Here is a 23,743-nt window from a genome sequence, read left to right on the forward strand (position 1 = left end):
GTCAGGCGCTCCTCTCGGTAGGCTCGGCATGCTTCGCCGGCGGGTCGGTGCGGTACCAGCCGGTGATGATTGAGCGGAGTTCATTGATCGGGCCGGCGGCCAGGATCATCAGGATGTGGACGATGAAGAAGAGGACGAGCAGCACCATGACTGTGAAATGGATGGTGCGCGCGCTCTGTCGGCCGCCCAGGATTTCGTTGAGCCACGGCAGCACCGAATCCATGCTCGGCGACATTGCGAGGCCGGTCACGATCATCAGCGGCAGCAACACGAACAGCACGCCGCCATAGGCCATTTTCTGCAGCGTGTTGTATTCGCGCGTGTGATGAAACTTCAGCTTGGCGTGTTCGACTATGTCGCGCGGCAGCTTGCGCAGGTCCGACACGCGAGGGGCGAGGTCGCGGCGGATATGACCGTTGACCAGGCCGGCTATCAGCCAGACGAGCAAGGTCGTGGTCAGGATCCAGGCGAAAAAGAAGTGCACCACGCGGGCCGTGCCGAGATCGTAATAGGAGGGAATCGTCGCCCAGGATGGAAAGGCGCGAGGCGTCTCCTGCCCGGGCGGACCCGACCAGCCGAGCACGCCGGTGGTGTCGAAGCGATGGCCGAAAATTTCGGTGAAGCCGCGCGGACCGTTGGCCGTGTTTTCGGCGCCGATCTGGAGGATCGTGTTGTTGAATTCGAAGCCGGATTGCTTGCCGATATAGAGTTGCGGCCGCGCGTTGAAGATCTGCAGGCCGGAAAGCAGCATGAAGAACAACGAAAAAGCCCAGATCCAGTGGGTCAGCCGCGTCCAGCGCGATTGCCGATAGATGAGGGTCTTATCCTTGCCGTCCGCCTTGGCGGCGGATTGGTTGTTGGCAACAGTGTCCATTCTGCCTCCGACCGCCTCATGCAAGCGGCTTCTCAGATCATTGTCTCCCCCTCAATACGTCGCCGCACAAGGCAATGTTTCATGCGATCACGGATTTATTACGGAGAACCCAGGCTGACCGCGAGATTGACCGCCGCCGCAACGATGACCGTGTTGAAGAAAAAGGTCAGGATCGAATGGACGAGCACGACCATGCGCATCTGCGAGGTGGTGATGGCCGTGTCGGCGGTCTGCGCCGTCATGCCGATGACGGTCGCGAAATAGAGGAAATCCCAGCCTTCCGGACGCTTGCCGCCGGGAAAATCGAGGCCGCCGACCGGCAACTTCTTTTGTGTTTTCTCGTCGGTCTCGCCACCGTCCTTCCAGTAGACATGCGCGTAATGCAACGATGCCATGGCGTGGATCGTGAACCAGCCGAGCGGGATCGACAGAATGGCAAAGCCGAGCTGCCAGGGGTGCGTGGCGGCTTTCTGGTTGATCAAAAGAAACAGCGAGACGATGGCCGCAACGACTACGAAGAACGTAACGGCGAAGATCAGCAGCACGGGCATGTCTGTGGCGCGGGCGTTCTTGCTGAGATAGCGGCCGGTAAGCCGTGGCATCAGCGTCAGGACCAGGACGATATAGCTTGCAAAGAATACATTAGCGCCAATGGAATAGGGGAGCGGCGCGCGCAAAAGCAGGGCTAGGAGCAGTGCGACGACGCCGATGGCAAAGGCCAGAGCGAACTGCATATGCCGATGCATCGGCGTCTTAAGGTCTTCACCCATGGCTCGGGTCCCTGAAGACGTTGGATCAGTTCGGTGTGACGGATTTGAGCGCGCGCCGCAAGATGCGGTCGAGCTCGCCGAGAAACTGCGCCCTGTCCTTCTGCGTGAAGGAGGCGTTGAAGCCGCGGCTTTCGCCGGTCTCGCGCAGATGCTGCTTCAGATCGCGCATCGCCATCGCCATGCCGATGGTCTCCGGCGTGAAGGGGCGGCCGGTGGGTCCCAGCACATGCGCGCCGAGCGCCACCGTGCGTGCGGCAAGCGGGATGTCGGCCGTCACCACAACGTCATTGGCTCTTGCGTTCTCGACAATCCAATCGTCTGCCGCATCAGCACCCTTGGAGACCACGACGTTGCGGATCATCGGATCGCGCGACGGCCGCAGCCCGCCATTGGAGACGTAAGTAACGACGACGCCATGGCGCTCCGCGACCTTCTCGACCTCGGCTTTCACCGGGCAGGCGTCGGCATCGACGTAGATGATTGGTGCGGGCAATCGTCTCTCCAAACGAACATGGGACCGGCTTTTGACCGGCCCCATGGCAGAAATATTGCAACTTGTCAGGCCGGAAGCGCGCCGGACTTCTTCGCCGTCCACGTGGCCATATAGTCCATAAGGCCGGGGTTGAGGCAGTCATAGGGCTCCAGCCCGATCGACTTCAGCTGGCCGCGAATGCCGCCCATGCGGTTCGGGTCGACGCCGGATTCGATGATCGAGGAGACGAAGGCGGCGAAGCCGGGCGGCGACCAGCCGTCCTCCTCGAAGCGCTCGGGATGGATGAAGGACAGGCCCTTGAAGGGGTGGTCGCGCTCGACGGGGCCATGCATGTGGACGCCGCAGCCGGTGCAGGCGTGGCGCTGGATGAGCGCCGAGGGGTCGACTACCTTCAGCTTGTCCCCGTTCTCGGTAACGGTGACGTCGCCCGTGCCGACGACGGCCACGACCGAGAAGATAGCGCCGTCCGGCTTCCAGCACTTCGTGCAGCCGCAGGCATGGTTGTGGGCGATCTGACCCTTGACCTTCACCTTCACCGGCTTGCTGGTGCAGAGGCAAACCAGCGTGCCGCCGGAGAAGGATGCGCTTTCCTTTGGCAAGCCATTGTCAATCTTCGGATGCAGTTTCTCGGCCATTCCATTCCTCCCATGTTTTACCACAGAGGTCGCCGGCGTTCCGGCCTGCGGCCTGGTGGCTTTCCTCAATAAACCACGACGCTGCGGATCGACTTGCCCTCATGCATGAGGTCAAAACCCTTGTTGATGTCTTCGAGCTTCAGCGTGTGGGTGATCATCGGGTCGATCTCAATCTTCTTTTCCATGTACCAGTCGACGATCCTGGGCACGTCGGTGCGGCCGCGCGCGCCGCCGAAGGCGGTGCCCATCCAGGTGCGGCCGGTGACCAGCTGGAAGGGGCGCGTCGAAATCTCCTGGCCGGCGCCGGCGACGCCGATGATGACCGACTTGCCCCAGCCGCGATGCGAGGCTTCCAGCGCCTGGCGCATCACCTTGGTGTTGCCGGTGCAGTCGAAGGTGTAATCGGCGCCGCCGATCTGGTCGGCGCCACGCTTGGTCAGGTTGACGAGGTAAGGCACGATGTCGCCGTCGATCTCCTTCGGATTGACGAAATGCGTCATGCCGAATTTTTCGCCCCAGGCCTTCTTGTCATTGTTGACATCGACGCCGATGATCATGTCGGCGCCGGCAAGGCGCAGGCCCTGGATGACGTTCAAGCCGATGCCGCCCAGGCCGAAGACGACAGCCGTCGCGCCTTGCTCGACCTTGGCGGTGTTGATGACCGCGCCGATGCCGGTGGTGACGCCGCAGCCGATGTAGCAGATCTTGTCGAAGGGGGCGTCCGGATTGACCTTGGCGACCGCGATCTCCGGCAGGACGGTGAAGTTGGAGAAGGTCGAGCAGCCCATATAGTGGAAGAGTTTTTCGCCGCCGAGCGAGAAGCGCGAGGTGCCGTCCGGCATCAGGCCTTGCCCCTGCGTGGCGCGGATGGCGGTGCACAGATTGGTCTTGCGCGACAGGCAGGACGGGCACTGGCGGCATTCGGGCGTGTAGAGCGGGATGACATGGTCACCCTTCCTGACCGAGGTGACGCCCTTGCCGACATCGACCACGACGCCTGCGCCCTCATGGCCGAGGATCGCGGGAAAGATGCCTTCCGGATCGGCGCCCGACAGCGTGAACTCGTCGGTGTGGCAGATGCCGGTCGCCTTGACCTCAATCAGCACCTCGCCTTCGCGCGGGCCTTCGAGGTCCACCTCCATGATCTCCAGCGGCTTTCCGGCGGCAACGGCAACGGCGGCACGCGTTTTCATCGAGGCATTCCTCCCAAGCGATTTGTAAGTTTTAGCTAACGGCAAGCTGCCCGTGGCGAATGCCAGCCTGCCATCCCTTCAGCCTTGTGGGTAACTTTAGCGAGTTCCGCGCTGGCGGCCAACGTCTCTTGCGACGTTTTTTCGGCGCGGTTTCCGCAATCGGCGCCAGCCGCAGGGGCCAAGCGGCTGGCACTTGAGGCGCGCCGGAATTGTCCATAGAACTGGTCCGCTTTGCCGGAGGAACGACATCCGAATGTTCAAGAAGATCCTGATCGCCAATCGCGGCGAGATCGCCTGCCGCGTGATCAAGACGGCGCGCAAGATGGGCATTGCCACCGTTGCGGTCTATTCGGATGCCGATCGCGATGCCGTCCATGTCGAGATGGCCGACGAAGCGGTGCATATCGGGCCTTCGCCGGCGGCTCAGAGCTATCTGCTGCCGGAGAAGATCATCGCCGCCTGCAAGGAGACCGGCGCCGAGGCCGTGCATCCGGGCTATGGCTTCCTGTCGGAGCGCGCCTCATTTTGCGAGGCGCTGGAGAAAGAAGGCATCGTCTTCATCGGACCTAAGCCCAAGGCCATCAAGGCGATGGGCGACAAGATCGAATCGAAGAAGTTCGCCAGCGAAGCCAAGGTCTCGACCGTGCCGGGTTGGCTGGGCGTCATCGAAGACGCTGACCATGCCGAGCGGATCGCCGGCGAGATCGGCTATCCGGTCATGATCAAGGCTTCGGCCGGCGGCGGCGGCAAGGGCATGCGCATCGCCTGGAGCCAGGCGGAGGTGCGTGACGGCTTCGACCGGGCGCGTTCGGAGGCGAAAAGCTCCTTCGGCGACGACCGAGTCTTCATCGAGAAATTCGTCGTCGATCCGCGCCATATCGAGATCCAGGTGCTGGCCGACGCGCATGGCACGGCGCTCTATCTTGGTGAGCGCGAGTGCTCGATCCAGCGCCGCAACCAGAAGGTGGTCGAGGAGGCGCCGTCGCCATTCCTCGACGCCAAGACCAGGAAGGCGATGGGCGAGCAGGCGGTGGCGCTGGCCAAGGCCGTCGATTACCAGAGCGCCGGCACCGTCGAGTTCATCGTCGACAAGGACAAGAACTTCTATTTCCTTGAAATGAATACGCGATTGCAGGTCGAGCACCCGGTGACCGAACTGGTCACCGGCATCGACCTGGTCGAGCAGATGATCCGCGTCGCCGCCGGCGAGAAGCTCGCCATCAAGCAGAGCGACGTCAAGCTCAACGGCTGGGCGGTGGAAAGCCGCCTCTATGCCGAGGATCCTTTCCGCAACTTCCTGCCGTCGATCGGCCGGCTGACCCGCTATAGGCCGCCGCAGGAGGGCACGTTCGGCGACACCGTCATCCGCAACGACACCGGCGTGACCGAAGGCTCGGAAATCTCGATGTTCTATGACCCGATGGTGGCGAAGCTCTGCACCTGGGCGCCGACAAGGCTGGAGGCTATCGACGCGATGTCGGAGGCGCTCGACAGTTTTGTCGTTGACGGCATCGAGCACAACATCCCGTTCCTTTCGGCGCTGATGCAGCATCCGCGCTGGCGTGAGGGGCGGCTGTCGACCGGCTTCATCGCCGAGGAATATCCGGACGGTTTTTCGCCGGTCGCGCCGAATGGCGAGGAGAGGGCGGTTTTCGCCGCCGTCGCAACCGCGATCGAACTTTTGCGCCGCGACCGGCTCGACCGCCTGAGCGGCCGGCTGGCGCCGCATTCCGGCCATCTCAAGCGCGACTGGGTGGTGAAGATCGGCGCGGACTATCTTCCGGTCGCGATCGTCGACGGCATGGTCACGATCCCGATGGAGGTCGATCTGTCGATCGACGGCGGCAAGCCGCTGACCGTTGCCTCCGACTGGCGGCCGGGCGACGGGCTCTGGCAGGGTAGGGTCGGCGCCCACACGATTTCGGCGCAGATACGTCCGATGCTGAACGGTTTGCGCATCGCCTGGAAAGGCATGTCGGTGACGGTTCAGGCCATGCTGCCGCGCACGGCGGAGCTGGAAAGGCTGATGCCGGAAAGGCTGCCGCCGGACACCTCGAAGATGCTGCTCTGCCCGATGCCCGGTCTCGTCGTCTCGATCGCGGTCGCCGAGGGCCAAGAGGTCAAGGCCGGCGAGACGCTGGCCGTGGTCGAGGCCATGAAGATGGAAAACGTGCTGCGCGCCGAACGCGACCTCACGATAGCCAAGCTCAACGCCAAGCCAGGCGACAGCCTGGCGGTCGACGCGGTGATCATGGAGTTCGCCTGAGAAGAGGCGGTAGCCGGCCGTAAGCCTGTGCCTTGTCGGTCATTTGTGCTGGACTGGCATGGCCGCGTCCGGGACAATACATCTGCATGGAATTTGAGTCTCTGGAACAGCGCGAAAAAACATGGCGGATGAACGACTTCCACGCGACCCGTTGCAGCGCGAAGCAGCCGTGAAGGCCGCGCGGCCGGAAGCGCCGGCCCGCGCCTTCATCCATTTGCGGGTGCACTCGGCCTATTCGCTGCTCGAAGGCGCGCTTCAGCTTGGCGCGATCGTCGGTCATGCGGTCAGGGACGAGGCGCCGGCGATAGCGGTCACCGACACCAACAATTTGTTCGGCGCGCTCGAGTTCGCCCAGAAGGCGGTCAAGGACGGTATCCAGCCGATCATCGGTTGCCAGATCGATCTCGCCTTTTCCGGCGAGGCGAGCGACGGCCAGCGCGACCGCCGCCGACTTGGGCCGGAGATGTCGCCGGTCGTGCTGATCGCCGCCAGCGAAGGCGGCTACGCCAATCTGGTCAGGCTGATCAGCAAGGTTTATCTGGAGACGCCGCCCGGCGAGCCGGTGCACCTGACCAGCGCCATGCTGGAAGGCAAAAGCGACGGCTTGATCTGTCTGACCGGCGGCCCGCGCGGTCCGATCGGCAGCGCGCTGAAAGCGGACCGGCGCGACCTCGCCGAACAGCGGCTGCTGTTCCTCAAGGGCTTGTTCGGCGACAGGCTTTATGTCGAGCTGGAGCGGGTCGCCGGCTATGACCGCATGGTCGAGAAGTCGACGGTCGACCTGGCCTATACCCACGACCTGCCGCTGGTCGCCACCAACGAGGCGTTCTTCTTCAAGCGCGAGGACTACGAGGCGCATGATGCGCTGATCGCCATCGCCGAAGGATCGGTAGTCGCCGCGGACAACCGCCGGCGGCTTTCGCCGGACAATTTCCTGCGCAGCCAGGCCGAGATGGCGCGGCTGTTCTCGGATTTGCCGGAGGCGATCGACAATACGGTCGAGATCGCCATGCGCTGCTCCTACTATCCGAAGAACCGCAGCCCGATCCTGCCGCGCTTCACCGGCGCCGACGCCGCCGACAAGGACGCGGCCGAGAAGGCCGAGGCGGCCGAGCTCGCCCGCCAGGCGCGTGAGGGGCTGGAGGCGCGGCTCGCCGCGCATGGGCCGACGCCGGGCTACACGGTCGAGCAATATCGCGAGCGGCTGGAATTCGAGCTCGGCATCATCGAGAAGATGAAGTTTCCGGGCTACTTCCTTATCGTTGCCGACTTCATCAAATGGGCCAAATCGCAAGGCATCCCGGTCGGGCCGGGGCGCGGTTCGGGCGCCGGCTCGCTGGTCGCCTACTCGACCACCATCACCGATATCGACCCGCTGCGTTTCTCGCTGCTGTTCGAGCGCTTCCTCAATCCGGACCGCATCTCGATGCCGGACTTCGACATCGACTTCTGCCAGGACCGGCGCGAGGAGGTGATCCGCTACGTCCAGCAGAAATACGGGCGCGACCAGGTCGGCCAGATCATCACCTTCGGTACGCTGCAAGCGCGCGCGGTGCTGCGCGACGTCGGCCGCGTGCTGCAGATGCCTTACGGCCAGGTGGACAAGCTCTCCAAGATGGTGCCGCAGAACCCGGCCAATCCCGTCAAGCTGGCGGACGCCATCGCCAACGAGCCGCGCTTCGCCGAGGAGGCGGAGAAAGAACCGATCGTGCAGACCCTGCTCGACACGGCGCAGAAGCTCGAAGGGCTCTACCGCCATGCCTCGACGCATGCCGCCGGCATCGTCATCGGCGACCGGCCGCTGTCCGAGCTGGTGCCGATGTACCGCGATCCACGCTCCGACATGCCCGTCACGCAGTTCAACATGAAGTATGTCGAGCAGGCGGGGCTGGTAAAATTCGACTTCCTCGGCCTGAAGACGCTGACCGTGCTGGAAACGGCGGTGAAGCTGATCCGCCGGCGCGGCGTCGACATCGATCTCGCGACGATCCCGCTCGACGACAAGGACACCTACGCCATGCTGTCGCGCGGCGAGGTGGTCGGCGTGTTCCAGGTTGAAAGTGCCGGCATGCGCAAGGCGCTGATCGGCATGCGGCCGGACTGTATCGAGGACATCATCGCGCTGGTCGCCCTCTACCGCCCCGGCCCGATGGAGAACATCCCGACCTACAACGCCAGAAAGCATGGCGAGGAGGAGATGGCCTCGATCCATCCCAAGATCGACCATCTGGTGAAGGAGACGCAAGGCGTCATCGTCTACCAGGAACAGGTGATGCAGATCGCGCAGGAGCTGTCCGGCTATTCGCTCGGCGAAGCCGACCTTCTTCGCCGCGCCATGGGCAAGAAGATCCGCGCCGAGATGGACAAGCAGCGCGAGCGCTTCGTCTCCGGCGCGGTCGAGCGCGGCGTCTCCAAGCTGCAGGCCGACTTCATCTTCGATCTTCTGGCCAAGTTCGCCGACTACGGCTTCAACAAGTCGCACGCGGCGGCCTATGCGGTGGTTTCCTACCAGACCGCCTATCTCAAGGCGCATTACCCGGTCGAGTTCCTGGCGGCGTCGATGACGCTCGATATGAGCAACACCGACAAGCTGGCCGATTTCCGCCAGGACGCCATGCGCCTTGGCATCGAGGTGGTTGCGCCGTCGGTGATGACCAGCTTCCGCCCCTTCGAGGTCGGCGACAACAAGATCTTCTATTCGCTGGCGGCGCTGAAAGGCGTCGGCGACGCGGCAGTCGAGCATATCGTCGCCGTGCGCGGCGAGAGGCCGTTCAAGAACCTTGCCGATTTCTGCGAGCGCGTCGATCCAAAGATCGTCGGCAAGCGCGTCTTCGAAAGCCTGATCATGGCCGGCGCGCTGGATTGCTTCGGCCATGACCGCGCCCAGATGATGGCCGGCGTCGAGCGGATGATGGGACTGGCCTCGCTGGCGCAGCAGAACGCCGTCTCCGGCCAGGCCGATATTTTCGGCTCCTCTCTCGGCGCGCAATCGCAGGCGCTCAACCTGCCGGCGACCGATCCTTGGCTTGCCGCCGACCGGCTGCACCGTGAGTTCCAGGTGGTGGGCTTCTATCTCTCCGCGCACCCGCTGGACGAGTACAAGGCAGCGCTTCAGAAGATGCGGGTGCAGAACTGGGCGGAATTTTCGGCCGCGGTCAAACGGGGCGCAGCCGCAGGCCGGCTCGCCGGCACCGTCACCACCAAGCAGGAGCGCAAGACGCGCACCGGCAACAAGATGGGCGTGGTGCAGTTCTCCGACACGACCGGCCAGTACGAGGCGGTGCTGTTTTCCGAAGGCTTGGCGCAGTATCGCGACATGCTGGAGCCCGGCCGCTCGGTGGTGATCACCGTTTCGGCTGAGGACAGGCCGGAAGGCATCAATCTGCGCATCCAGACCGTGCAGTCGCTGGAGGACGAAGCCAGCCGAATCCAGAAGGCGCTGCGCATTTTCGTGCGTGACGCGGCACCCCTCGGCATGCTGGCCAACCAGCTTTCGGTCAAGGGCGAGGGGCAGGTGAGCTTCGTGCTGATCAAGGACGCAGGACAGGGCGAGGTCGAGATCGAACTGCCCAATCGCTACCGCATTTCACCCCAGGTGGCATCGGCAATGCGCGCGGTGCCGGGCGTGGTGGAAGTGGAGCTTGTTTGACCACCAGTCGTCGCCTGTAGCGCGGTAAAGAAATTCAAGCCGAATACGCCCCATTTGCCCCGGCCCGACGGCGCGCGACCGGTATATTATTGTTAGCTAACTTGTTTTAATGTTGCGGACAGGCGGCGGGCGCATGTCTGCGTCGCCTGCAAGGCTGATGATTGGGCCGGGGCGCATCATGGTCGACAGGTTGGATTTCGAGACGATCCAGACGGATCGCGATAGGCAGCACGCCGATGAGGCGGCGACACCTCTGGTTTCGGCCATTATTCCGTGTCTGAACGAAGAGCGTACGCTCGGCATCTGCATCCGCAAGGCCTTTGACGTTTTTGCGAAGCGGGGCATCAAGGGCGAGGTGGTCGTAGGAGACAACGGATCGAGCGACCGGTCGGTTGAGATCGCCGAGTCTCTCGGCGCGCGTGTCGTGCACCAACGGGTCAAGGGATATGGTGCGGCGATCAGCGCGGCGGCTGAATCTGCCCGAGGTACGTATCTCGTCATGGCCGATGCCGACGATTCTTACGATTGGAGCAGCCTCGGCGATTTTATCGACGCCTTGGAAGAAGGGGCCGATCTGGTGATGGGTGATCGCTTTGCGGGTGGTATCGAGCCTGGCGCCATGCCGCCGCTGCATCGGTATCTCGGCAATCCGGTGCTTTCGATGATTGCCCGCCGGCTTCACCATTCTCCGATACATGATTTCCACTGCGGCATGCGAGGCTTCACCCGCGATGCGTTCCGCAGGATGCGGGCGCGCTCGCCTGGTATGGAATTCGCCTCGGAGATGATCATCAATGCGCATCGCGCGGGCTTGGTGATCCGCGAGGTGCCGATCAAGCTACACCCGGACAAGCGTGGCCGCCCACCTCATCTGCGCTCGTTCCGCGACGGCTGGCGACACCTGCGGCTGATCATAGCCCATGCGCCAGACACCATGTACCTCATACCGGGAGCGGCCTTGCTGGCGACAGGCATCTTCGGCCTTGCGGCCCTCGCTGCTGGACCCGTCCGTATCGGTGGCTGGTATTTTGGAATTCACTTCGTCGCGCTTTCCTCCATGGCGACTCTGATCGGCCTTTCGGCGATTTTGTTCGGTATGCTGGCCAAGGTGGCAATCGCTATCTATCAGCCAGTCCACGGCGGCCGAATCGTGCCCTGGCTGATGCGTGGCAGCCCCTTGGAATGGCTGTTCTTTTCCGGCGGTGCGCTGGCAGTGGCCGGCTTTGTCGCGGACGCGCTGCTGGCGCTGCACTGGATCTTTGTCGGTGGCCCGATGGAGCAGTCGGTGCACCTGACCTTTGTGACCACCACCGCCTGCGTCGCCGGGATGTCTATGGTGTTGTCCGGCTTCGTGCTTAAGCTGCTGCTCGATAATTTGGACCACAGGCATGCGTTCTGACGGTTCGGCTGGCGCCCGAACCCAGGCTCGAACAGATGGCTCAGCGGGCGAAAAGCCATTCCTGTCGGTGGTCATGCCGGTGCATGAAGGAACGGCATGGATTGCGGCGACGCTTGACTCGCTGGCAGCGGAGCCGACGGCGGGCCTGGAGATAATCGTTGTCGACAGCAGCTCGACGGATGCCACCTCTGCCATCGTCGAGCGATTTGCCGACCGACTACCGCTTCGGCTGCTTCAGCGAAGAGACCTTGCGCCTTGGCAGACGAAGACCAATTTGGGCGTTGAATTGGCTGCCGCTGACCATGTTTGTATGCTCCATCAGGATGACCTGTGGCTGCCTGGGCGCGTGAAGGCCGCTCGCCGCTGGCTGGGAAGCTTTCCCAAAGCCGGGCTGCATTTGGCCCCGACCGCCATCATTGACCGCGACGGCCGCCGAATCGGACGCTGGAACTGCCCCTTGCCTGCGGAGGAGGCGCTCGGCGCCGAATTCCTGCTGGAACGGCTGCTCGTGCAAAATTTTGTCTCGGTGCCTGCTCCGATATTTAGCCGAACCGCATGGCTGGCGTGCGGAGGCATGGATGAGAAGCTTTGGTATACGGCGGATTGGGACATCTGGGCGAAGCTCGCCAACACCGCCACGGTCGTTTATCACGACGAGATCACGACTGCATTTCGGGTCCACGGCAGTTCGCTTACTGTAACCGGATCTCGGGATGTCAGTGAGTTCCGGTCGCAAATGCAGATTGTCATGGAGCGCCATCTTCCCCGTCTTGCGGCGAGCAACCGGCGCCTGGTTGAACCTACTGCCCGGGCATCGATCAGCGTCAATGTATCGCTGGCCGCCGCGTCGGGCGGTGACTTGAAGGCACTGGTGCGCGCGGCGCGTGTTGTGCTCTCGCTTGGACCGGTGGGCATGAGGCGTTATTTGCGTGACTCGCGGCTATGGGAGCGCGTCATATGTCGGCTTCGGGCGAAATTGACCGGAGCTTTTTGACCCCAATGCCCAATCCAGTTGCACGCACGGATGAGCGGGTTGAGCGGGAGCCTTGCGCGGGAGCCAGCGACAGACCGCTTTTGGAACGAGGGTGGCGGTACACGCTGGTGGGAGCGGTCTGCGCAATCGCGCACAACGCCATCATGATTGCAGCCGATCACGTGGAAATACACTACCTGCTGGGCACCGTGATTTCGTTCCTGGCTGTGACGCCACTTGGATACCTACTCCACAGCCGGTTCACCTTTGCCGAACCACTTCGGTTCAAGGCATTCACACGTTTCGTAGGAGGCGTGGCCATGGCTTATCCGATTTCAGTGGCCATGATGATCGTCCTCTGTTCGGGCCTAAGCCTGAGTGTTGCGATTGCAACTCCGATTGCCACCGTTGCGCTGTTCGTCTGGAACTTTATCGCTGCGCACTGGGCCATCCTGCCGCGGTTTTATCTGCGGCGTCGATGACCGTCGCGTATCGAACGGATTATCAATCGACGCCCTTGCATCTTGCGACAAAGACATGCGATTACATCGCCGCGTGCTCGCCTTTTGATTTCTGTAGACGATGCCTATTCCTTGACGGCAATCACTCTAATTGCGGTCGAATTGCCCGTCAGGACTTCCCCGAGGACCTGCACCGGGTGCGCTAGGATACCCAGCAGCAGCCAGAACAGATTATTGGTTCCTCCGGCAATGTCGGCGAATGATCTACCCATTGTCGGAACGGTCACCCCATGCACGGACTCAATCTTAAGGCCGTTGCGCTGCATCAATCTGACCAGAGAGTTACGGGTAAAATGGTGCCTGTGGTAGGGCAGGTACCAGGCATCCCAAAACTTTCCGAACGCCATACCCCACACACAATCGATGTTCGGAACCTCGATCACAACTTTGCCCCGGCTGCGCGCGTACCCGGAGATCGTTGTGAGTAAACCGTCGGCATCGTCATCATGTTCTAAGACGTGCAACGCTATGACGATGTCAAAGCTCTCCTTGCAGGAGCTGAGCTCCTTTGGGCCGAGATAGGGCCTTTCAGCCAGTTCGGCCGGGGGTTCGGAGTGCATATCGGCGCCGACGACCTCCGAAGCGCCACTAACCATTTCACCAAGGACTCTCGTGAACTGTCCGCTTCCGCAACCGAAATCGAGGATTCTCCCTTCAGCGCCGCCGATTTGCCGCAAGAGTTTTCTAGCCTGCGAGCGAAAGGCAATATCCTTGATTGCGTGTGAGAGGCCTTTCGCGTCCGGCTGAAAATCCTGACTCTCTCGGTTCTGGTAGAGAAAGGTTACATCAGGCAGCGGCGGCATGGAGACGCCGTGACCACAACGCAGGCAACGCACAACTTCGACATGCTCGAACTGCCCGCTACGATCCAGAAATTTGCCCAGCGACACATACTGGCAAGTTTCCGAATCGTCACCAAGGCAGATCATCCGGAACACCCCATAACTGTGCATCTCAGACCAGATTGGCACAAGACAATATCAACATCCCGCGCGATTGCTGGCAACTGCTAACGCAATTCCCGACCTGCCTTGTGAGCGTGCATTCCATATGTACAATACGACTTCTACAGCGATTCAGGCTCGCCGTGGCGCAAAGAGGTTGGCACGTACATTTAATGAAAACAGAAGTGGCTAATCAAGTAATGCGGAGTTTTAACGTCGGGTTTCGACTGTATTTATAGGTATCGCGGTCGCCGCAAAGATCGTCAAATATCTTCCAGCCGTGAGAGGGCATGTGATTGAAGGCCGTTTTCTATCCGGTAGCGCAGAGGAGAAAGCCGCCCGCATCCTCGTGATCACGCTTCTGGGAGTCGCGGCGGTTTACGTAGCGCTTGCGCTGACGCCTTCGCATTACGCGGTCGGGCTGCGCTATCTCGGCGTGAAGGATGCCACCCCACTGCTGCTTTCGGCTCGTCCTATCCGGTCAGACGAGTGGATTGTGCTTACGCCGTTTTTTCAAACCGCAGTTCGCGGCGGGTTTTCCACGACCAACCAGATTTCCCCCTACCATGAGTCTCTCAAGGGCTTCTGGGCGCTGCCCATCCTGGATTGGTCGCTCGTTTTCAAACCCCAGCTCTGGGGGTTTTGGGTGTTGCCTCCGGCTTACGCCTATTCGCTCTATTTCGCGGCAATGTGGACTGCCTTTCTTGCCGGATACGCAATGCTCTTCAAGCTGTTTGGCGTCAAGATCTGGGTCGCTGCATTGGGTGCCGCCTGCCTTTTCTTCTCAAGCTTCGTCCAAGTCTGGTGGACGTCGAACGCACCAACATTCGCCTTCGCGCCTTGGCCATTGGTCGTGTTCCTGCTCCCGATCCGACCTTGGCTGAAATTGCCGCTTCTGTTCTGGACTTCCGCAGTCTGGGTTTTCGGTCTGGTTTATCCGCCGTTCATGATTTCCGAAGCCTTTGCGCTTGCCATTCTGCTGCTCGCCTTCCGCCGCGATGCCCTTTCCCCTGGTAATATAGCAATCGCGATCGTGGCGCTCTCGGCTCTCGGTGCCAGTTTCATCCTCTATTTCGGCGATTACATCCAGACGATGCGGGAGACCATCTATCCGGGGCAGCGATACATGTCCGGAGGCGGGGTTGAAGGGACAAGGCTGCTCAGCCACCTGTTTCCGTTCCTGACAACTATTCAATTCACGCCTCTCTTAGCAAACTTCAACGAATGCGAGATTGCCGTCGTCTCCACGCTGCTGCCGATGACGATGCTGTGCTTCGTCGACTATCGATCGCTGCGGAAAGCGCTTGAAGGCAATCCCATCGATTTCTGGATTACGGCCGCCGGCTTGATCCTGATGCTGATCTGGATGGTCATTCCAGTTCCCGCATCCATCGGGTGGATATTTTTGTGGACCCAGGTTCCCCCGACACGAATGATATGGGGGTTCGGTCTTCTGGCGACCGCGTCGCTGATCGTCCTCGCTGCGAAATGCAGTTTCGTCGTTACCCAACCACGGCTGGCAGCGTTCACGGGCGCGATGGGGGCTGCATGGCTTGCCAAGATCGGCTACATCCAGATATGGCCGCAGGCGAGTGTGACCACCGCGGACGCCCTGACATATGGCTGGTTCGACTGGATAGTTATGGTCATATTTCTGGAGGCCGCGGTGCTTCTCTGGAAGTACAAGGCTCCTCCAGCCTTCAATATCCAGGTGCTGTTCGCGGCCGCCGCCATTTCCGGCATGACTACCTTCGGCACCTTCAATCCATTCCAGCAAGCATTTCCGATCTTCGCCGCTCCCCCTGAAACAGCGTTCCTGGCGTCGGTTCGCGAGCAGGCCAAAAACGATCCCAATGGTTGGGCGGCCGTGCCTGGCTGGTATGGATCACTGTTCTCCGGAATAGGAATAGCCGCGATCAACCATACGCTCACGGCACCCGCGATGGGTTTCTTCAGGAAAGTATACCCGGAAATGGATAGCGCGAAGTTCAACTATCTATTCAACAGATATGCGCACATTTCTCTCAAAAACGTGCCCGCCCCGGAGGTCAGAGCAGACGTGTTGATCCTGCCGATAAGCCGGTTTCTACCAGCCGGCAACGAGAACAATTCCCGCGATGATGAGGGTAATTCCCGGTAGGAAGAAGCGCGGTATCGGTTCGCCAAACAACATGAAGCCGGCAACCGGAACGACGATGAAAGCGAGGGAATTGAACATGAAGGCCACGGACAGCGGAACCGTGCGCAGGGCATGGACCCAGGCCAGGGTCGACAGCAGATAGAAAAACAAGGCCAACGCCACCAGCGAGAACGGCCAGGCATTGTCGCGCAACAAGGCCAGCAGCGATTGGGACGGCAGAATGCGAAGGCTTTGAGCCGCGAATTTGAATGTGATCTGTCCGGCCGCAATTATGGAAACTGCGAATATGATGAAAATATAATTTATGTTAAACATAGAAATTCCCAGAATATATCAGATTGATGTCTGGAAACGGCAGCCGCGTTGGCCACCATATGATCTCTCTCTTCGGAAAGTGATATTTCAGTAATTGGTCTAGATTGAATATGCTGTTTATATGTTCCCGCGCCATGTAGTAATCGTAGGGAAGCCCTGCCTTTTCCGCCTGCTTGCGCGGCCCCAGATATCGGCCCAACCGCCAGGCCCAGCCTGGATCGCAGGGTAGGATCAGCGACAGCACGCCGCCGGGCTTTAGGACACGCACCCATTCCTGGATTGCCAGATGAGGGAAGGGAACATGTTCCAGGACGTGGGTTGCTATCAGGCGGTTGAAGCTGTTGTCCTGAAAGGGAAGCGAAGACCCGTCCAATTTCAACAACTCCACGCCCTCGGGGCGCGGTGCATCCTTGACGGCATCAAGCACCGACTGGTCGAAATCGGAAGAGATGTAGCGTTCGAAGCGATGCCGGACAAAAGGCAGGTGGGCAAGCGTGCCGGCGCCCACTTCGAGGACCTGCGGGAATATAACGTCGGGGCCGAAGGGCCGCTCGACGAGCGCATGGGTGTTCCTCAGTACGGCGGCCGACAGGCCTCGATCGTAGTTGGATTTGTCGTAGTTGCCCAACCATCGCGCTACGAGCGCATCGTAGTCTGGGAGAGGGCGGTAGTTCTTGGGCTCAGTCGTTGCCGTTCCTTCAGGGCACATGGACCATCCTTTGCAGTTCACGGCCTTACCCGCCAGCCCCCTTATGTCATGTCAGCGCCCGCATCGGTTGGCGCGAGGCTGTCAGCCGCGGGTGCAACGCGATGCGCGGTACCGACTGTATATCGTAGTTGATGAAGGCAAGCAGCAACTGGAAGCCGATGATGATCGGCAGCGCGGCGACCATCACGGTTCCGGCCGTCGCGGGTGCGACCGTGCCCCAATTGGCAAATCCGTAGACAACACCGAACAACAGAAGCAGCACGCCCAGCGCAAGTTCGAGAGAAGCAAGGCTGAAATTGCGGATAAAGTAGTTGTAGAAGATGCGCTTGGCGAAATTGCGCATATGCGAGAAGGCGAAGCGGGGAATCTCCCGCAATGGCCGCATGCTGCTGACCTCGTCCGCGTAACGGGCATGCATGGGGACATCGACCACCCGCGCCGTCAGGATGTTCAGTCGAAACAGCAAGTCCGACTCGAAGAAATACCGCTTCGAAATCTTGTCCAGCGGCAGCAGGCGGATAAGGCTGGCATGGATCGCGACATAGCCGTTGGTCGGGTCGAAGCTGTGCCAGTAGCCGGTCGATATCTTGGACAGAAAGGAAAGACCGGCATTGCCGATCAACCGGCCGAGTGGCATGGCGGCGAGTCCTTCCGGCTCGAAGAAGCGGTTGCCTTTGGCGTAGTCCGCCTCGCCGGAGAGGATGACGCCGGCAAAGCTCGGGATCAGCGCCGGGTCCATTTGTCCGTCGCCGTCGATCTTGATGACGACATCGGCGCCATCGGCGGCGGCATGCGTCATGCCCACCATGGTGGCGCCGCCAACGCCTTGGTTCGCCGAATTGCGAATCACCCTGATGCGAGGATCCCTTGTGTTCTCCTCGACGAAACGGCCACTCTCTTCCGGGCAGGCGTCATCGACCACATAGATCAGTTCCACTTCGGGACCGATCCGCTCCAGCACAGAAAGAATGCGAGCACGCACGCGGTAGCTCGGAATCACGACGGCGAGGCGCGGCAAGGTCGGGCCTGATGTTGCGTTCATTTGCGCCATGCCGACAACGACCCATCGGCCCGGTCTACCTTCCAGTCTGTCATAGCGGGCAGAGTCAGGAGACGGCCGCCGCTAGCAGGCCGAGAGGAAAGCGGCCGAAGGACACCAATCGCCTTGTTGGCGGATGAGGACAAATGGCTTCGCACTCCCTTTTTGGCGGGCGCAACTTTCTCCATCCGGCGCCTTGTATAATAGACGGGCACCTTCGCTCCATGTTGTCTGACGACCTGTTTACAATCAGTAAGCCGAAGCCCCATGCTGCGGCGTACCGGACTCTCCCCTCGATCCTGGTCCGGATCAAGCTGCCTTGTGAGCGTACGCATTTCGTGTGCAGAATATATCTTCTGCGCCGATTCAGGCTCTTTGCAGCTGCAAAGATTTTGGCACCGTAGGTTCGATGAAAACAGAAGTGCTTGCAACGAATAGTAATAACGATTTTCCCCGAGTTGCAACCGCATTTATAAGTATCGCTGTCGCCATAAAGATCGTCATTTTATTCGTCTTTGCATATAAATGCCGCTTCGTCATGGACGAATTTGTCCAGCTCGGATGGGCAAAATACTTCTCCCACGGCCTCTTCGATACGATCTGGCACCCCAAGGCTGTTGGTTACGCGGTATTCTTCGGGATAGCACATCTCATCGGCTGGGACGCCACGTCGATCCTGCTTGCTGGCCGCATCCAGACCGCCCTGCTGGCATGCGCGACCGTGGCCACGGTCTATGCCTGCGCTCGCGCGCTCGGGGAGGACCGGAACCGGGCTTTGATCATTGTCCTCCTGCTCCTCTGCTTCTCGAATTTCATGGAGCGCATCTTTCGCACCATCGCGGAACCGCTGGCGGTGTTCTTCGCCGTCGCTGCGCTGCTGGTCGTCCTGCGGGTGCGTGAATTGAGGGGATGGCAGCTGGTCGCCGCCGGCATGCTAAGTGGCCTGTCGTTCCTCGCTACTCAGAAATCGCTCTACTTCAATCTTGCGCTCGGCCTTGGCCTGGTCGTCGACGCGGCGTTGATGAGACGCTACGCGGCAGGCATCGTTCGCGGCGCATGGCTCGTGCTTGGGTGGACTATCCCCATAATTGCCTATTGCTTCATCTTCGGCGGTACTCATCCTGTTCCGGTTGCCATGAACCTCTTGCTCGGTCCGGTTGAGATCGCGACGCGGGGGGGCGGTGACTACGGGGGGCTACGGCGCTATGTGCTGCAGACGTTCGCGCGCAACTATGTTCTTTATGTCTTCTGTTTCGCCGGCATGGCACTGTCCCTGACGCGGATCATGAGGCTGGGCGAGCGAAGGCGAATTGCGCTGGTCTTCTCGATTGTCGTGACGGCGCAGGTTTTCGCGCACGATCAGCCATGGCCTTACGTGTTCATCATGGCTTTGCCGTTCATGTCGCTATGGTCGTTGACACTGCTCGACGGCATTGCAGCCCGCGCGCGCTACGTACGCGTTGCGCAGATAGCGCTGGTCACGGCCATGGGCATAAGCTTCGTCGCCAATCTGCTCTATCTTCGCTTCGACAACGCGGCCCAGCTTGACCTGGTGACGCGTGCGGAGTCGTTACTCGCGCCTGACGAGCGGTATTTCGACGGCGTAGGAATGCTGCCCAACCGAATGGAGCCGACAACCTTGTGGCTCGACAAGCACTATGTGCTAGCGACCTTGAGGGAAGGCAAGAATTCCGAGGCTTACAATGTCCTTAGCAAGTCTCCGCCGAAGCTGATCCTTTGGTCCTACCGGATGAACTATATCTATCCGGTGGTCGCGCCCCTGATTTTGAACAGCTACGTCCGTGTCGCACCAAACCTCCGGATCGCCGGTTTCCGCCTGCAACCCGGTGAGCGGAAGATTTTCGAAGTTCCGATTGCAGGAAACTATGCGCTCTACAGCGCCGACGGAACGCCACTGCAGGGCGAGGTCGAGATCGATGGAGCCGTGCTTGCCCCGCCATTTCATCTTGCGACGGGACCAAAAACTGTGGCATTACGCAACGGCTCAGGCGAAGCGCTGCTGTTGCCGACGGGTTCCTACGCAGGACATTTCAAGGCCGGCGGTGACAACGATTTTCTATTTTACGGCGTCTATGACTGAATGCTGTTCGACCTGCGGGGCAAGTGGCGCATCTACGTAGCGAGGCTTTGAGATCGCTCAGGGCGTTGCCGCCTCAGCCTCCGCCACTTGCGGCGTCTTGCGCTGCAGGTTGAGCAAATTGCCGGCCAGAATCAGCGCCGCGCCGCCGGCGGTGAAGATGTCGATCTGCTCGCGATAGAGCAGCCAGCCGACCAGTGCCGACAGCGGCACGCGCAGGAAATCCATTGGCGAGATGAGGGTGGCGTCCGCATAGGCCAGTGCACGCGCCATGCAGAAGTGTGACGACATGCCTGTGAAAGCGATCACCACGATCCATGGCCAAAGCGCAAGCGGCGGGTTGCGCCACTCGTAGAGCGCGGGCAGCAGGCCGAGCACCGACTGGATGATCAGCATCCAGAAGATAATGCGCACGACGCTGTCGGTCTTCGTCAGCGACTTTACCATGACCACCGAAGTGCCGAAGCAGACCGCGGCGCCCAGCACTATGAGTTGCCCCGGGTTGACCGAGCTGACGCCTGGACGCACGATGATGATCACCCCGATCAGGCCGAGCACGATAGCCGTCAGCCTGGGCCTGGAGAGCCGTTCGCCAAGAAAACCAACCGCGAAAACCGCGGTCCAGATCGGTGTGGTGAATTCAATGGAAATCAGCACGGCGAGCGGGATCAGCGTGAGCGCATAGAGCCACGCCGCCTGGCCGGTATAATGGATGACATTGCGGGCGATATGCGTGAACGGGCGTTTCGTGAGCATCGCCGGGAAGCCGCCGCTTGTCATCACCAGCGGCAGCAGGATGAAGAAACCGATCACCGAGCGCAGTTCCAGCACCTGGAAGACGTTGAGATCGCTGGTCGTGGCGCGGCCGGCTACGGTCATCGCCAGGAAGGAGGCGATTGACAGCGCCATCCAGAATGCGGCTTTGGGGATCGAGGGAGCGGGTGCCATTTGGGACTCTATCTCGCAAGCCCGGACCTGGGCTGCAACCGTTAGCGGCGTCATTCCACTGGGCCAGGGGATTCGTGTCAAAAAACAGTCATCGCCACGGCGGAACTTGACGCTCCGGGCATCCGTTAAGCCCACGCCTTCCATCGGCAGGTGCCGACCGAAACCGTTTCAAACTCTTCCTGGAATTGTACTAGTGATCGCGAGAGGGGGACATTTTGATGAAATCGACCGCTGCTTTGCTGGCCGCCGCCTGTCTTTTCTGCGCGAGCGGCGCGCATGCCGACGAGGCGGCTTTCCTGCGTTCGCTGCAGGGCAAGTTTTCCGGGAAGGGAACGGTGAGGATCAGGACGAACACGCCGGTGATGAACATCGACTGCACCTTCACCTCGGACGCGACGGCGGACTCGCTGTCGCTTGATGGCACCTGCCGTGCGTTCTTGATCATGTCGCGGGAAATCCGCGCCGACCTGAAGGTAAGCGGGGCGGGGTACACCGGCACCTATATCGGCTCGCGCAGCGGACCCGCCGGGCTCAACGGAAGCCGCAAGGGCGATGCGATCGACCTCGACATCCACTGGGCGAAAATCGTCAATGGCGACCGCGACGCCGAGCTGACGGTTGAAAAGATCGGGCCGGACAATATGCGCATGACGGTGACTGACATGGATCCGGCGACCGGCAAGATGGTGGTGACCAGCCGGATCGATCTGAAGCGAAACTGACCCCTCAATCCTCCAGCGGCTCGGGCGGATTGGCGGCGCGGCCCTTGCCGAATGTATAGCCGGTCTCGACGGCTTTCCTGCCGAACTTGTCGCGCAACGCGTCCATGGCGCCTTCGGCCAGCGCGCGCTTGCGCGACTGCTGGTCGACCAGATCGGGCGGATCGGCCTTATCGTCGCCGGAGAGGTCGCTGACGCCGATGCCGAGCAGGCGGAACTTGGTGCCGTCGGCCTCGCGGCGCAACAGGTCGAGGCCGGTCTGGAAAATGCGGTCGGCCAGCCGGGTCGGATCGCCGAGCTGGCGGTTGCGGGTGCGGAGCTTGAAATCCTGCGTCTTCAGCTTCAGCACCACGGTTCGCCCCGCAATGCCGGATTTCTTCAGCCGCGCCGAGACCTTTTCCGACAGGCCGCGCAGCACCGGCACAAGGTCCGCCAGGGCTCCGATGTCGGTGTCGAAGGTGGTCTCGGCCGAGACGCTCTTGGCATCGCCGCCCGGGTCGACCGGACGATCGTCCTCGCCGCGAGAAAGTCTGTACAGCCGGTCGCCCATGACGCCATAGCGGCGCATCAGGTCGCCGCGCTCCATGCGCTGCAACTGCGCGATCATGCGGATACCGTCGCGCTCCAGCGTCGCGGCCAGCGCCTTGCCCACGCCCCAGATCATCGTCACCGGCTGCGCGGCGAGAAAGCTTTGCGCTTCCGCCTCGCCGATCACCGAAAAGCCGCGCGGCTTGCGGAAATCCGAGGCGATCTTGGCCAGGAACTTGCAGTAGGAAAGGCCGGCCGAGACGGTGATGCCGAGTTCCTTTTCCACCGTCTGCGCGAAGCGCGCCAGCACCAGCGCCGGCGGCATCCCGTGCAGCCGCTCGGTGCCGGCGAGATCGAGAAAGGCCTCGTCGATCGACAGCGGCTCGACCTGCGGCGTCAGCGCCAGCATCAGCGCCCGCACCTGGCGGCCGACACCGACATATTTTTCCATGTTGGGCGCGATCACCACCGCTTCCGGGCAGAGTTCCAGCGCCTTGAACATCGGCATGGCTGAGCGAACGCCCTGGATGCGGGCGATGTAGCAGGCGGTGGAGACGACGCCGCGCCGGCCGCCGCCGACGATGACCGGCTTGTCCTTCAGCGCCGGATTGTCGCGCTTTTCGATCGCCGCGTAGAAGGCGTCGCAATCGATATGCGCGATCTTGAGCCGGTAGAGTTCCGTGTGCCGGACAAGGCGCGGGCTGCCGCAGCGATCGCAGCGGCGCGTCTCCGAGCGTTGGAGCGCCAGGCAGTCACGGCAAAAACCGTGTTCGGGATTGTTGACAGGAGCCGCCATCGCTGCGAACATAAAGAGAACAAACGCAATGGTACGACAGCGCAAGGCTGGCAACAAGCTTGGCCTGGGGAGAACGCATGAGCACGACCATAGCACCGCTGACCCCCGAGCGCTGGGCCGATTTCGAGGACCTCTTCGGCAAGCAGGGCGCCTGTTACGGGTGCTGGTGCACGCATTTCCGGCTGGCGCCGGCGGAGCGCCGCGCCAGCGACAAGGAGCGCAACAAGGACCTTATCAAGGCGCGCATAGAGGCAGGTCCGCCGCCGGGACTCCTGGCGTTCGAGGACGGTAAGGCCGTCGGCTGGATGCAGGTCGGCCCGCGCGCGGACGTGCCCGAGTGGAACAATCAGGGCAGGGGCTCGGCCCCGATCGATCCGGCCGATGCAGGCGACCCGAATGTCTGGGCGATCTCCTGCTTCTTCATCCGCGTCAAGTCGAGGGGCCGCGGGGTCTCGCATCGGCTCGTTGCGGGCGGCATCGCCTTCGCCCGCGAGAACGGCGCGAGGCTGCTCGAAGCCTGCCCGATCGACCTGTCGCGCGATTCGCGCTCGATCGGGCTTTTCGTCGGCTCGTCGCGGGTGTTCGAGAAGGCCGGCTTCGAAAGGCTCGTGGAGCGCAAGCCCGGCCGGCCGCTGATGCGGCTGGTGCTTTAGCCGGATGCGCTTTTGGCCTACAGTGGGCGTCTTGCGGCTGTAACGCTTCTTGCCTACCAGAAGCCATTGTTTCGTCTTCCG

Annotated in this window: 20 protein-coding genes; 9 read left to right on the top strand and 11 right to left on the bottom strand. The window is 61.4% G+C overall.

Going from position 1 to position 23,743, the window contains the following annotated elements; translation table 11 throughout:
- Window position 1: 1 nt before the first annotated feature.
- The 5 genes from EN862_RS08330 to EN862_RS08350 form a co-directional block, all read right to left on the bottom strand.
- Complete coding sequence (locus EN862_RS08330; RefSeq protein ID WP_127863639.1) at window positions 2-874, bottom strand: cytochrome b/b6 domain-containing protein; 873 nt, start codon at window positions 872-874, stop codon at window positions 2-4.
- 98 nt (window positions 875-972) lie between these two features.
- On the bottom strand, window positions 973-1,644 hold the full coding sequence (locus EN862_RS08335; RefSeq protein WP_127863640.1) for a DUF1345 domain-containing protein: 672 nt from the start codon (window positions 1,642-1,644) through the stop codon (window positions 973-975).
- A 25-nt stretch (window positions 1,645-1,669) separates the two neighbouring features.
- On the bottom strand, window positions 1,670-2,137 hold the full coding sequence (locus EN862_RS08340; protein WP_127863641.1) for a YaiI/YqxD family protein: 468 nt from the start codon (window positions 2,135-2,137) through the stop codon (window positions 1,670-1,672).
- A gap of 65 nt (window positions 2,138-2,202) precedes the next feature.
- The gene (gene gfa / locus EN862_RS08345; RefSeq protein WP_127863642.1) at window positions 2,203-2,772 is read right to left on the bottom strand and encodes an S-(hydroxymethyl)glutathione synthase; all 570 of its coding nucleotides are present in this window, start codon (window positions 2,770-2,772) and stop codon (window positions 2,203-2,205) included.
- A 65-nt stretch (window positions 2,773-2,837) separates the two neighbouring features.
- Window positions 2,838-3,965 (bottom strand): S-(hydroxymethyl)glutathione dehydrogenase/class III alcohol dehydrogenase, encoded by a 1,128-nt coding sequence (locus EN862_RS08350; RefSeq protein ID WP_127863643.1) that lies wholly within the window; start codon window positions 3,963-3,965, stop codon window positions 2,838-2,840.
- Window positions 3,966-4,218: 253 nt separating this feature from the next.
- Here EN862_RS08350 and EN862_RS08355 point away from each other — a divergent pair, with 253 nt between their 5' ends.
- From EN862_RS08355 to EN862_RS08375, 5 genes are all read left to right on the top strand, one after another.
- On the top strand, window positions 4,219-6,231 hold the full coding sequence (locus EN862_RS08355) for an acetyl/propionyl/methylcrotonyl-CoA carboxylase subunit alpha (protein WP_127863644.1): 2,013 nt from the start codon (window positions 4,219-4,221) through the stop codon (window positions 6,229-6,231).
- 121 nt (window positions 6,232-6,352) lie between these two features.
- The gene (gene dnaE, locus EN862_RS08360) at window positions 6,353-9,880 is read left to right on the top strand and encodes a DNA polymerase III subunit alpha (RefSeq protein WP_127863645.1); all 3,528 of its coding nucleotides are present in this window, start codon (window positions 6,353-6,355) and stop codon (window positions 9,878-9,880) included.
- Between the two features lie 178 nt (window positions 9,881-10,058).
- Window positions 10,059-11,279 (top strand): glycosyltransferase family 2 protein, encoded by a 1,221-nt coding sequence (locus EN862_RS08365; protein WP_127863646.1) that lies wholly within the window; start codon window positions 10,059-10,061, stop codon window positions 11,277-11,279.
- The gene (locus EN862_RS08370) at window positions 11,269-12,273 is read left to right on the top strand and encodes a glycosyltransferase (RefSeq protein ID WP_245519524.1); all 1,005 of its coding nucleotides are present in this window, start codon (window positions 11,269-11,271) and stop codon (window positions 12,271-12,273) included. The genes EN862_RS08365 and EN862_RS08370 overlap by 11 nt, the downstream gene beginning before the upstream one ends.
- Window positions 12,237-12,734, top strand: a complete 498-nt coding sequence (locus EN862_RS08375) for a GtrA family protein (protein ID WP_189400851.1) — start codon at window positions 12,237-12,239, stop codon at window positions 12,732-12,734. The genes EN862_RS08370 and EN862_RS08375 overlap by 37 nt, the downstream gene beginning before the upstream one ends.
- A 104-nt stretch (window positions 12,735-12,838) precedes the next feature.
- On the opposite strand, the gene EN862_RS08380 is transcribed toward EN862_RS08375, so the two are convergent.
- Complete coding sequence (locus EN862_RS08380; RefSeq protein WP_189400849.1) at window positions 12,839-13,702, bottom strand: class I SAM-dependent methyltransferase; 864 nt, start codon at window positions 13,700-13,702, stop codon at window positions 12,839-12,841.
- 307 nt (window positions 13,703-14,009) lie between these two features.
- Between EN862_RS08380 and EN862_RS08385 the strand changes: the two genes are divergently transcribed.
- Window positions 14,010-15,857, top strand: a complete 1,848-nt coding sequence (locus tag EN862_RS08385) for a hypothetical protein (protein ID WP_127863649.1) — start codon at window positions 14,010-14,012, stop codon at window positions 15,855-15,857.
- Here EN862_RS08385 and EN862_RS08390 read toward each other — a convergent pair.
- The 3 genes from EN862_RS08390 to EN862_RS08400 all read right to left on the bottom strand — a co-directional run bounded on the left by EN862_RS08390 (window position 15,804) and on the right by EN862_RS08400 (window position 17,923).
- Window positions 15,804-16,049: an EamA family transporter gene (locus EN862_RS08390; protein ID WP_127863650.1), complete on the bottom strand. Its 246-nt coding sequence runs from the start codon at window positions 16,047-16,049 to the stop codon at window positions 15,804-15,806. The genes EN862_RS08385 and EN862_RS08390 overlap by 54 nt on opposite strands.
- A 115-nt stretch (window positions 16,050-16,164) precedes the next feature.
- Window positions 16,165-16,800 carry a class I SAM-dependent methyltransferase gene (locus EN862_RS08395; RefSeq protein WP_245519525.1) on the bottom strand — a complete coding sequence of 212 codons (636 nt, stop codon included), beginning with the start codon at window positions 16,798-16,800 and terminating at the stop codon, window positions 16,165-16,167.
- Between the two features lie 127 nt (window positions 16,801-16,927).
- Entirely contained in the window at window positions 16,928-17,923 is a 996-nt protein-coding gene (locus EN862_RS08400; RefSeq protein ID WP_210235655.1) for a glycosyltransferase, read from the bottom strand.
- A 406-nt stretch (window positions 17,924-18,329) separates the two neighbouring features.
- Between EN862_RS08400 and EN862_RS08405 the strand changes: the two genes are divergently transcribed.
- Entirely contained in the window at window positions 18,330-20,021 is a 1,692-nt protein-coding gene (locus tag EN862_RS08405) for a hypothetical protein (protein WP_127863653.1), read from the top strand.
- 57 nt (window positions 20,022-20,078) lie between these two features.
- Here the strand turns inward: EN862_RS08405 and EN862_RS08410 are convergent, their stop codons facing one another.
- Window positions 20,079-20,966: a DMT family transporter gene (locus EN862_RS08410; protein ID WP_127863654.1), complete on the bottom strand. Its 888-nt coding sequence runs from the start codon at window positions 20,964-20,966 to the stop codon at window positions 20,079-20,081.
- 218 nt (window positions 20,967-21,184) lie between these two features.
- On the opposite strand from EN862_RS08410, the gene EN862_RS08415 reads away from it, so the two are divergent.
- Window positions 21,185-21,688: a hypothetical protein gene (locus EN862_RS08415; protein WP_127863655.1), complete on the top strand. Its 504-nt coding sequence runs from the start codon at window positions 21,185-21,187 to the stop codon at window positions 21,686-21,688.
- A gap of 4 nt (window positions 21,689-21,692) precedes the next feature.
- Here the strand turns inward: EN862_RS08415 and EN862_RS08420 are convergent, their stop codons facing one another.
- Window positions 21,693-23,021, bottom strand: coding sequence for a DNA polymerase IV (locus tag EN862_RS08420; RefSeq protein ID WP_127863656.1), 1,329 nt, complete (start codon window positions 23,019-23,021; stop codon window positions 21,693-21,695).
- Window positions 23,022-23,086: 65 nt separating this feature from the next.
- Between EN862_RS08420 and EN862_RS08425 the strand changes: the two genes are divergently transcribed.
- Window positions 23,087-23,662, top strand: a complete 576-nt coding sequence (locus tag EN862_RS08425) for a GNAT family N-acetyltransferase (RefSeq protein WP_127863657.1) — start codon at window positions 23,087-23,089, stop codon at window positions 23,660-23,662.
- The last annotated feature ends 81 nt before the right edge of the window (window positions 23,663-23,743 follow it).

Source organism: Mesorhizobium sp. M2E.F.Ca.ET.219.01.1.1, assembly GCF_004016445.2.
Classification (GTDB): domain Bacteria; phylum Pseudomonadota; class Alphaproteobacteria; order Rhizobiales; family Rhizobiaceae; genus Mesorhizobium.

What these genes read in the sequence shown, in the direction of transcription:
- EN862_RS08335 (WP_127863640.1), bottom strand. Translation starts at nt 1,644, where the DNA reads ATGGGTGAAGACCTTAAGACGCCGATGCATCGGCATATGCAGTTCGCT.
- EN862_RS08365 (WP_127863646.1), top strand. Translation starts at nt 10,059, where the DNA reads ATGGTCGACAGGTTGGATTTCGAGACGATCCAGACGGATCGCGATAGG.
- EN862_RS08405 (WP_127863653.1), top strand. Translation starts at nt 18,330, where the DNA reads ATGAAAACAGAAGTGCTTGCAACGAATAGTAATAACGATTTTCCCCGA.
- gfa (WP_127863642.1), bottom strand. Translation starts at nt 2,772, where the DNA reads ATGGCCGAGAAACTGCATCCGAAGATTGACAATGGCTTGCCAAAGGAA.
- EN862_RS08410 (WP_127863654.1), bottom strand. Translation starts at nt 20,966, where the DNA reads ATGGCACCCGCTCCCTCGATCCCCAAAGCCGCATTCTGGATGGCGCTG.
- EN862_RS08370 (WP_245519524.1), top strand. Translation starts at nt 11,269, where the DNA reads ATGCGTTCTGACGGTTCGGCTGGCGCCCGAACCCAGGCTCGAACAGAT.
- EN862_RS08350 (WP_127863643.1), bottom strand. Translation starts at nt 3,965, where the DNA reads ATGAAAACGCGTGCCGCCGTTGCCGTTGCCGCCGGAAAGCCGCTGGAG.
- EN862_RS08375 (WP_189400851.1), top strand. Translation starts at nt 12,237, where the DNA reads ATGTCGGCTTCGGGCGAAATTGACCGGAGCTTTTTGACCCCAATGCCC.
- EN862_RS08400 (WP_210235655.1), bottom strand. Translation starts at nt 17,923, where the DNA reads ATGAACGCAACATCAGGCCCGACCTTGCCGCGCCTCGCCGTCGTGATT.
- EN862_RS08380 (WP_189400849.1), bottom strand. Translation starts at nt 13,702, where the DNA reads ATGATCTGCCTTGGTGACGATTCGGAAACTTGCCAGTATGTGTCGCTG.
- dnaE (WP_127863645.1), top strand. Translation starts at nt 6,353, where the DNA reads ATGGCGGATGAACGACTTCCACGCGACCCGTTGCAGCGCGAAGCAGCC.
- EN862_RS08420 (WP_127863656.1), bottom strand. Translation starts at nt 23,021, where the DNA reads ATGTTCGCAGCGATGGCGGCTCCTGTCAACAATCCCGAACACGGTTTT.
- EN862_RS08425 (WP_127863657.1), top strand. Translation starts at nt 23,087, where the DNA reads ATGAGCACGACCATAGCACCGCTGACCCCCGAGCGCTGGGCCGATTTC.
- EN862_RS08355 (WP_127863644.1), top strand. Translation starts at nt 4,219, where the DNA reads ATGTTCAAGAAGATCCTGATCGCCAATCGCGGCGAGATCGCCTGCCGC.
- EN862_RS08415 (WP_127863655.1), top strand. Translation starts at nt 21,185, where the DNA reads ATGAAATCGACCGCTGCTTTGCTGGCCGCCGCCTGTCTTTTCTGCGCG.
- EN862_RS08330 (WP_127863639.1), bottom strand. Translation starts at nt 874, where the DNA reads ATGGACACTGTTGCCAACAACCAATCCGCCGCCAAGGCGGACGGCAAG.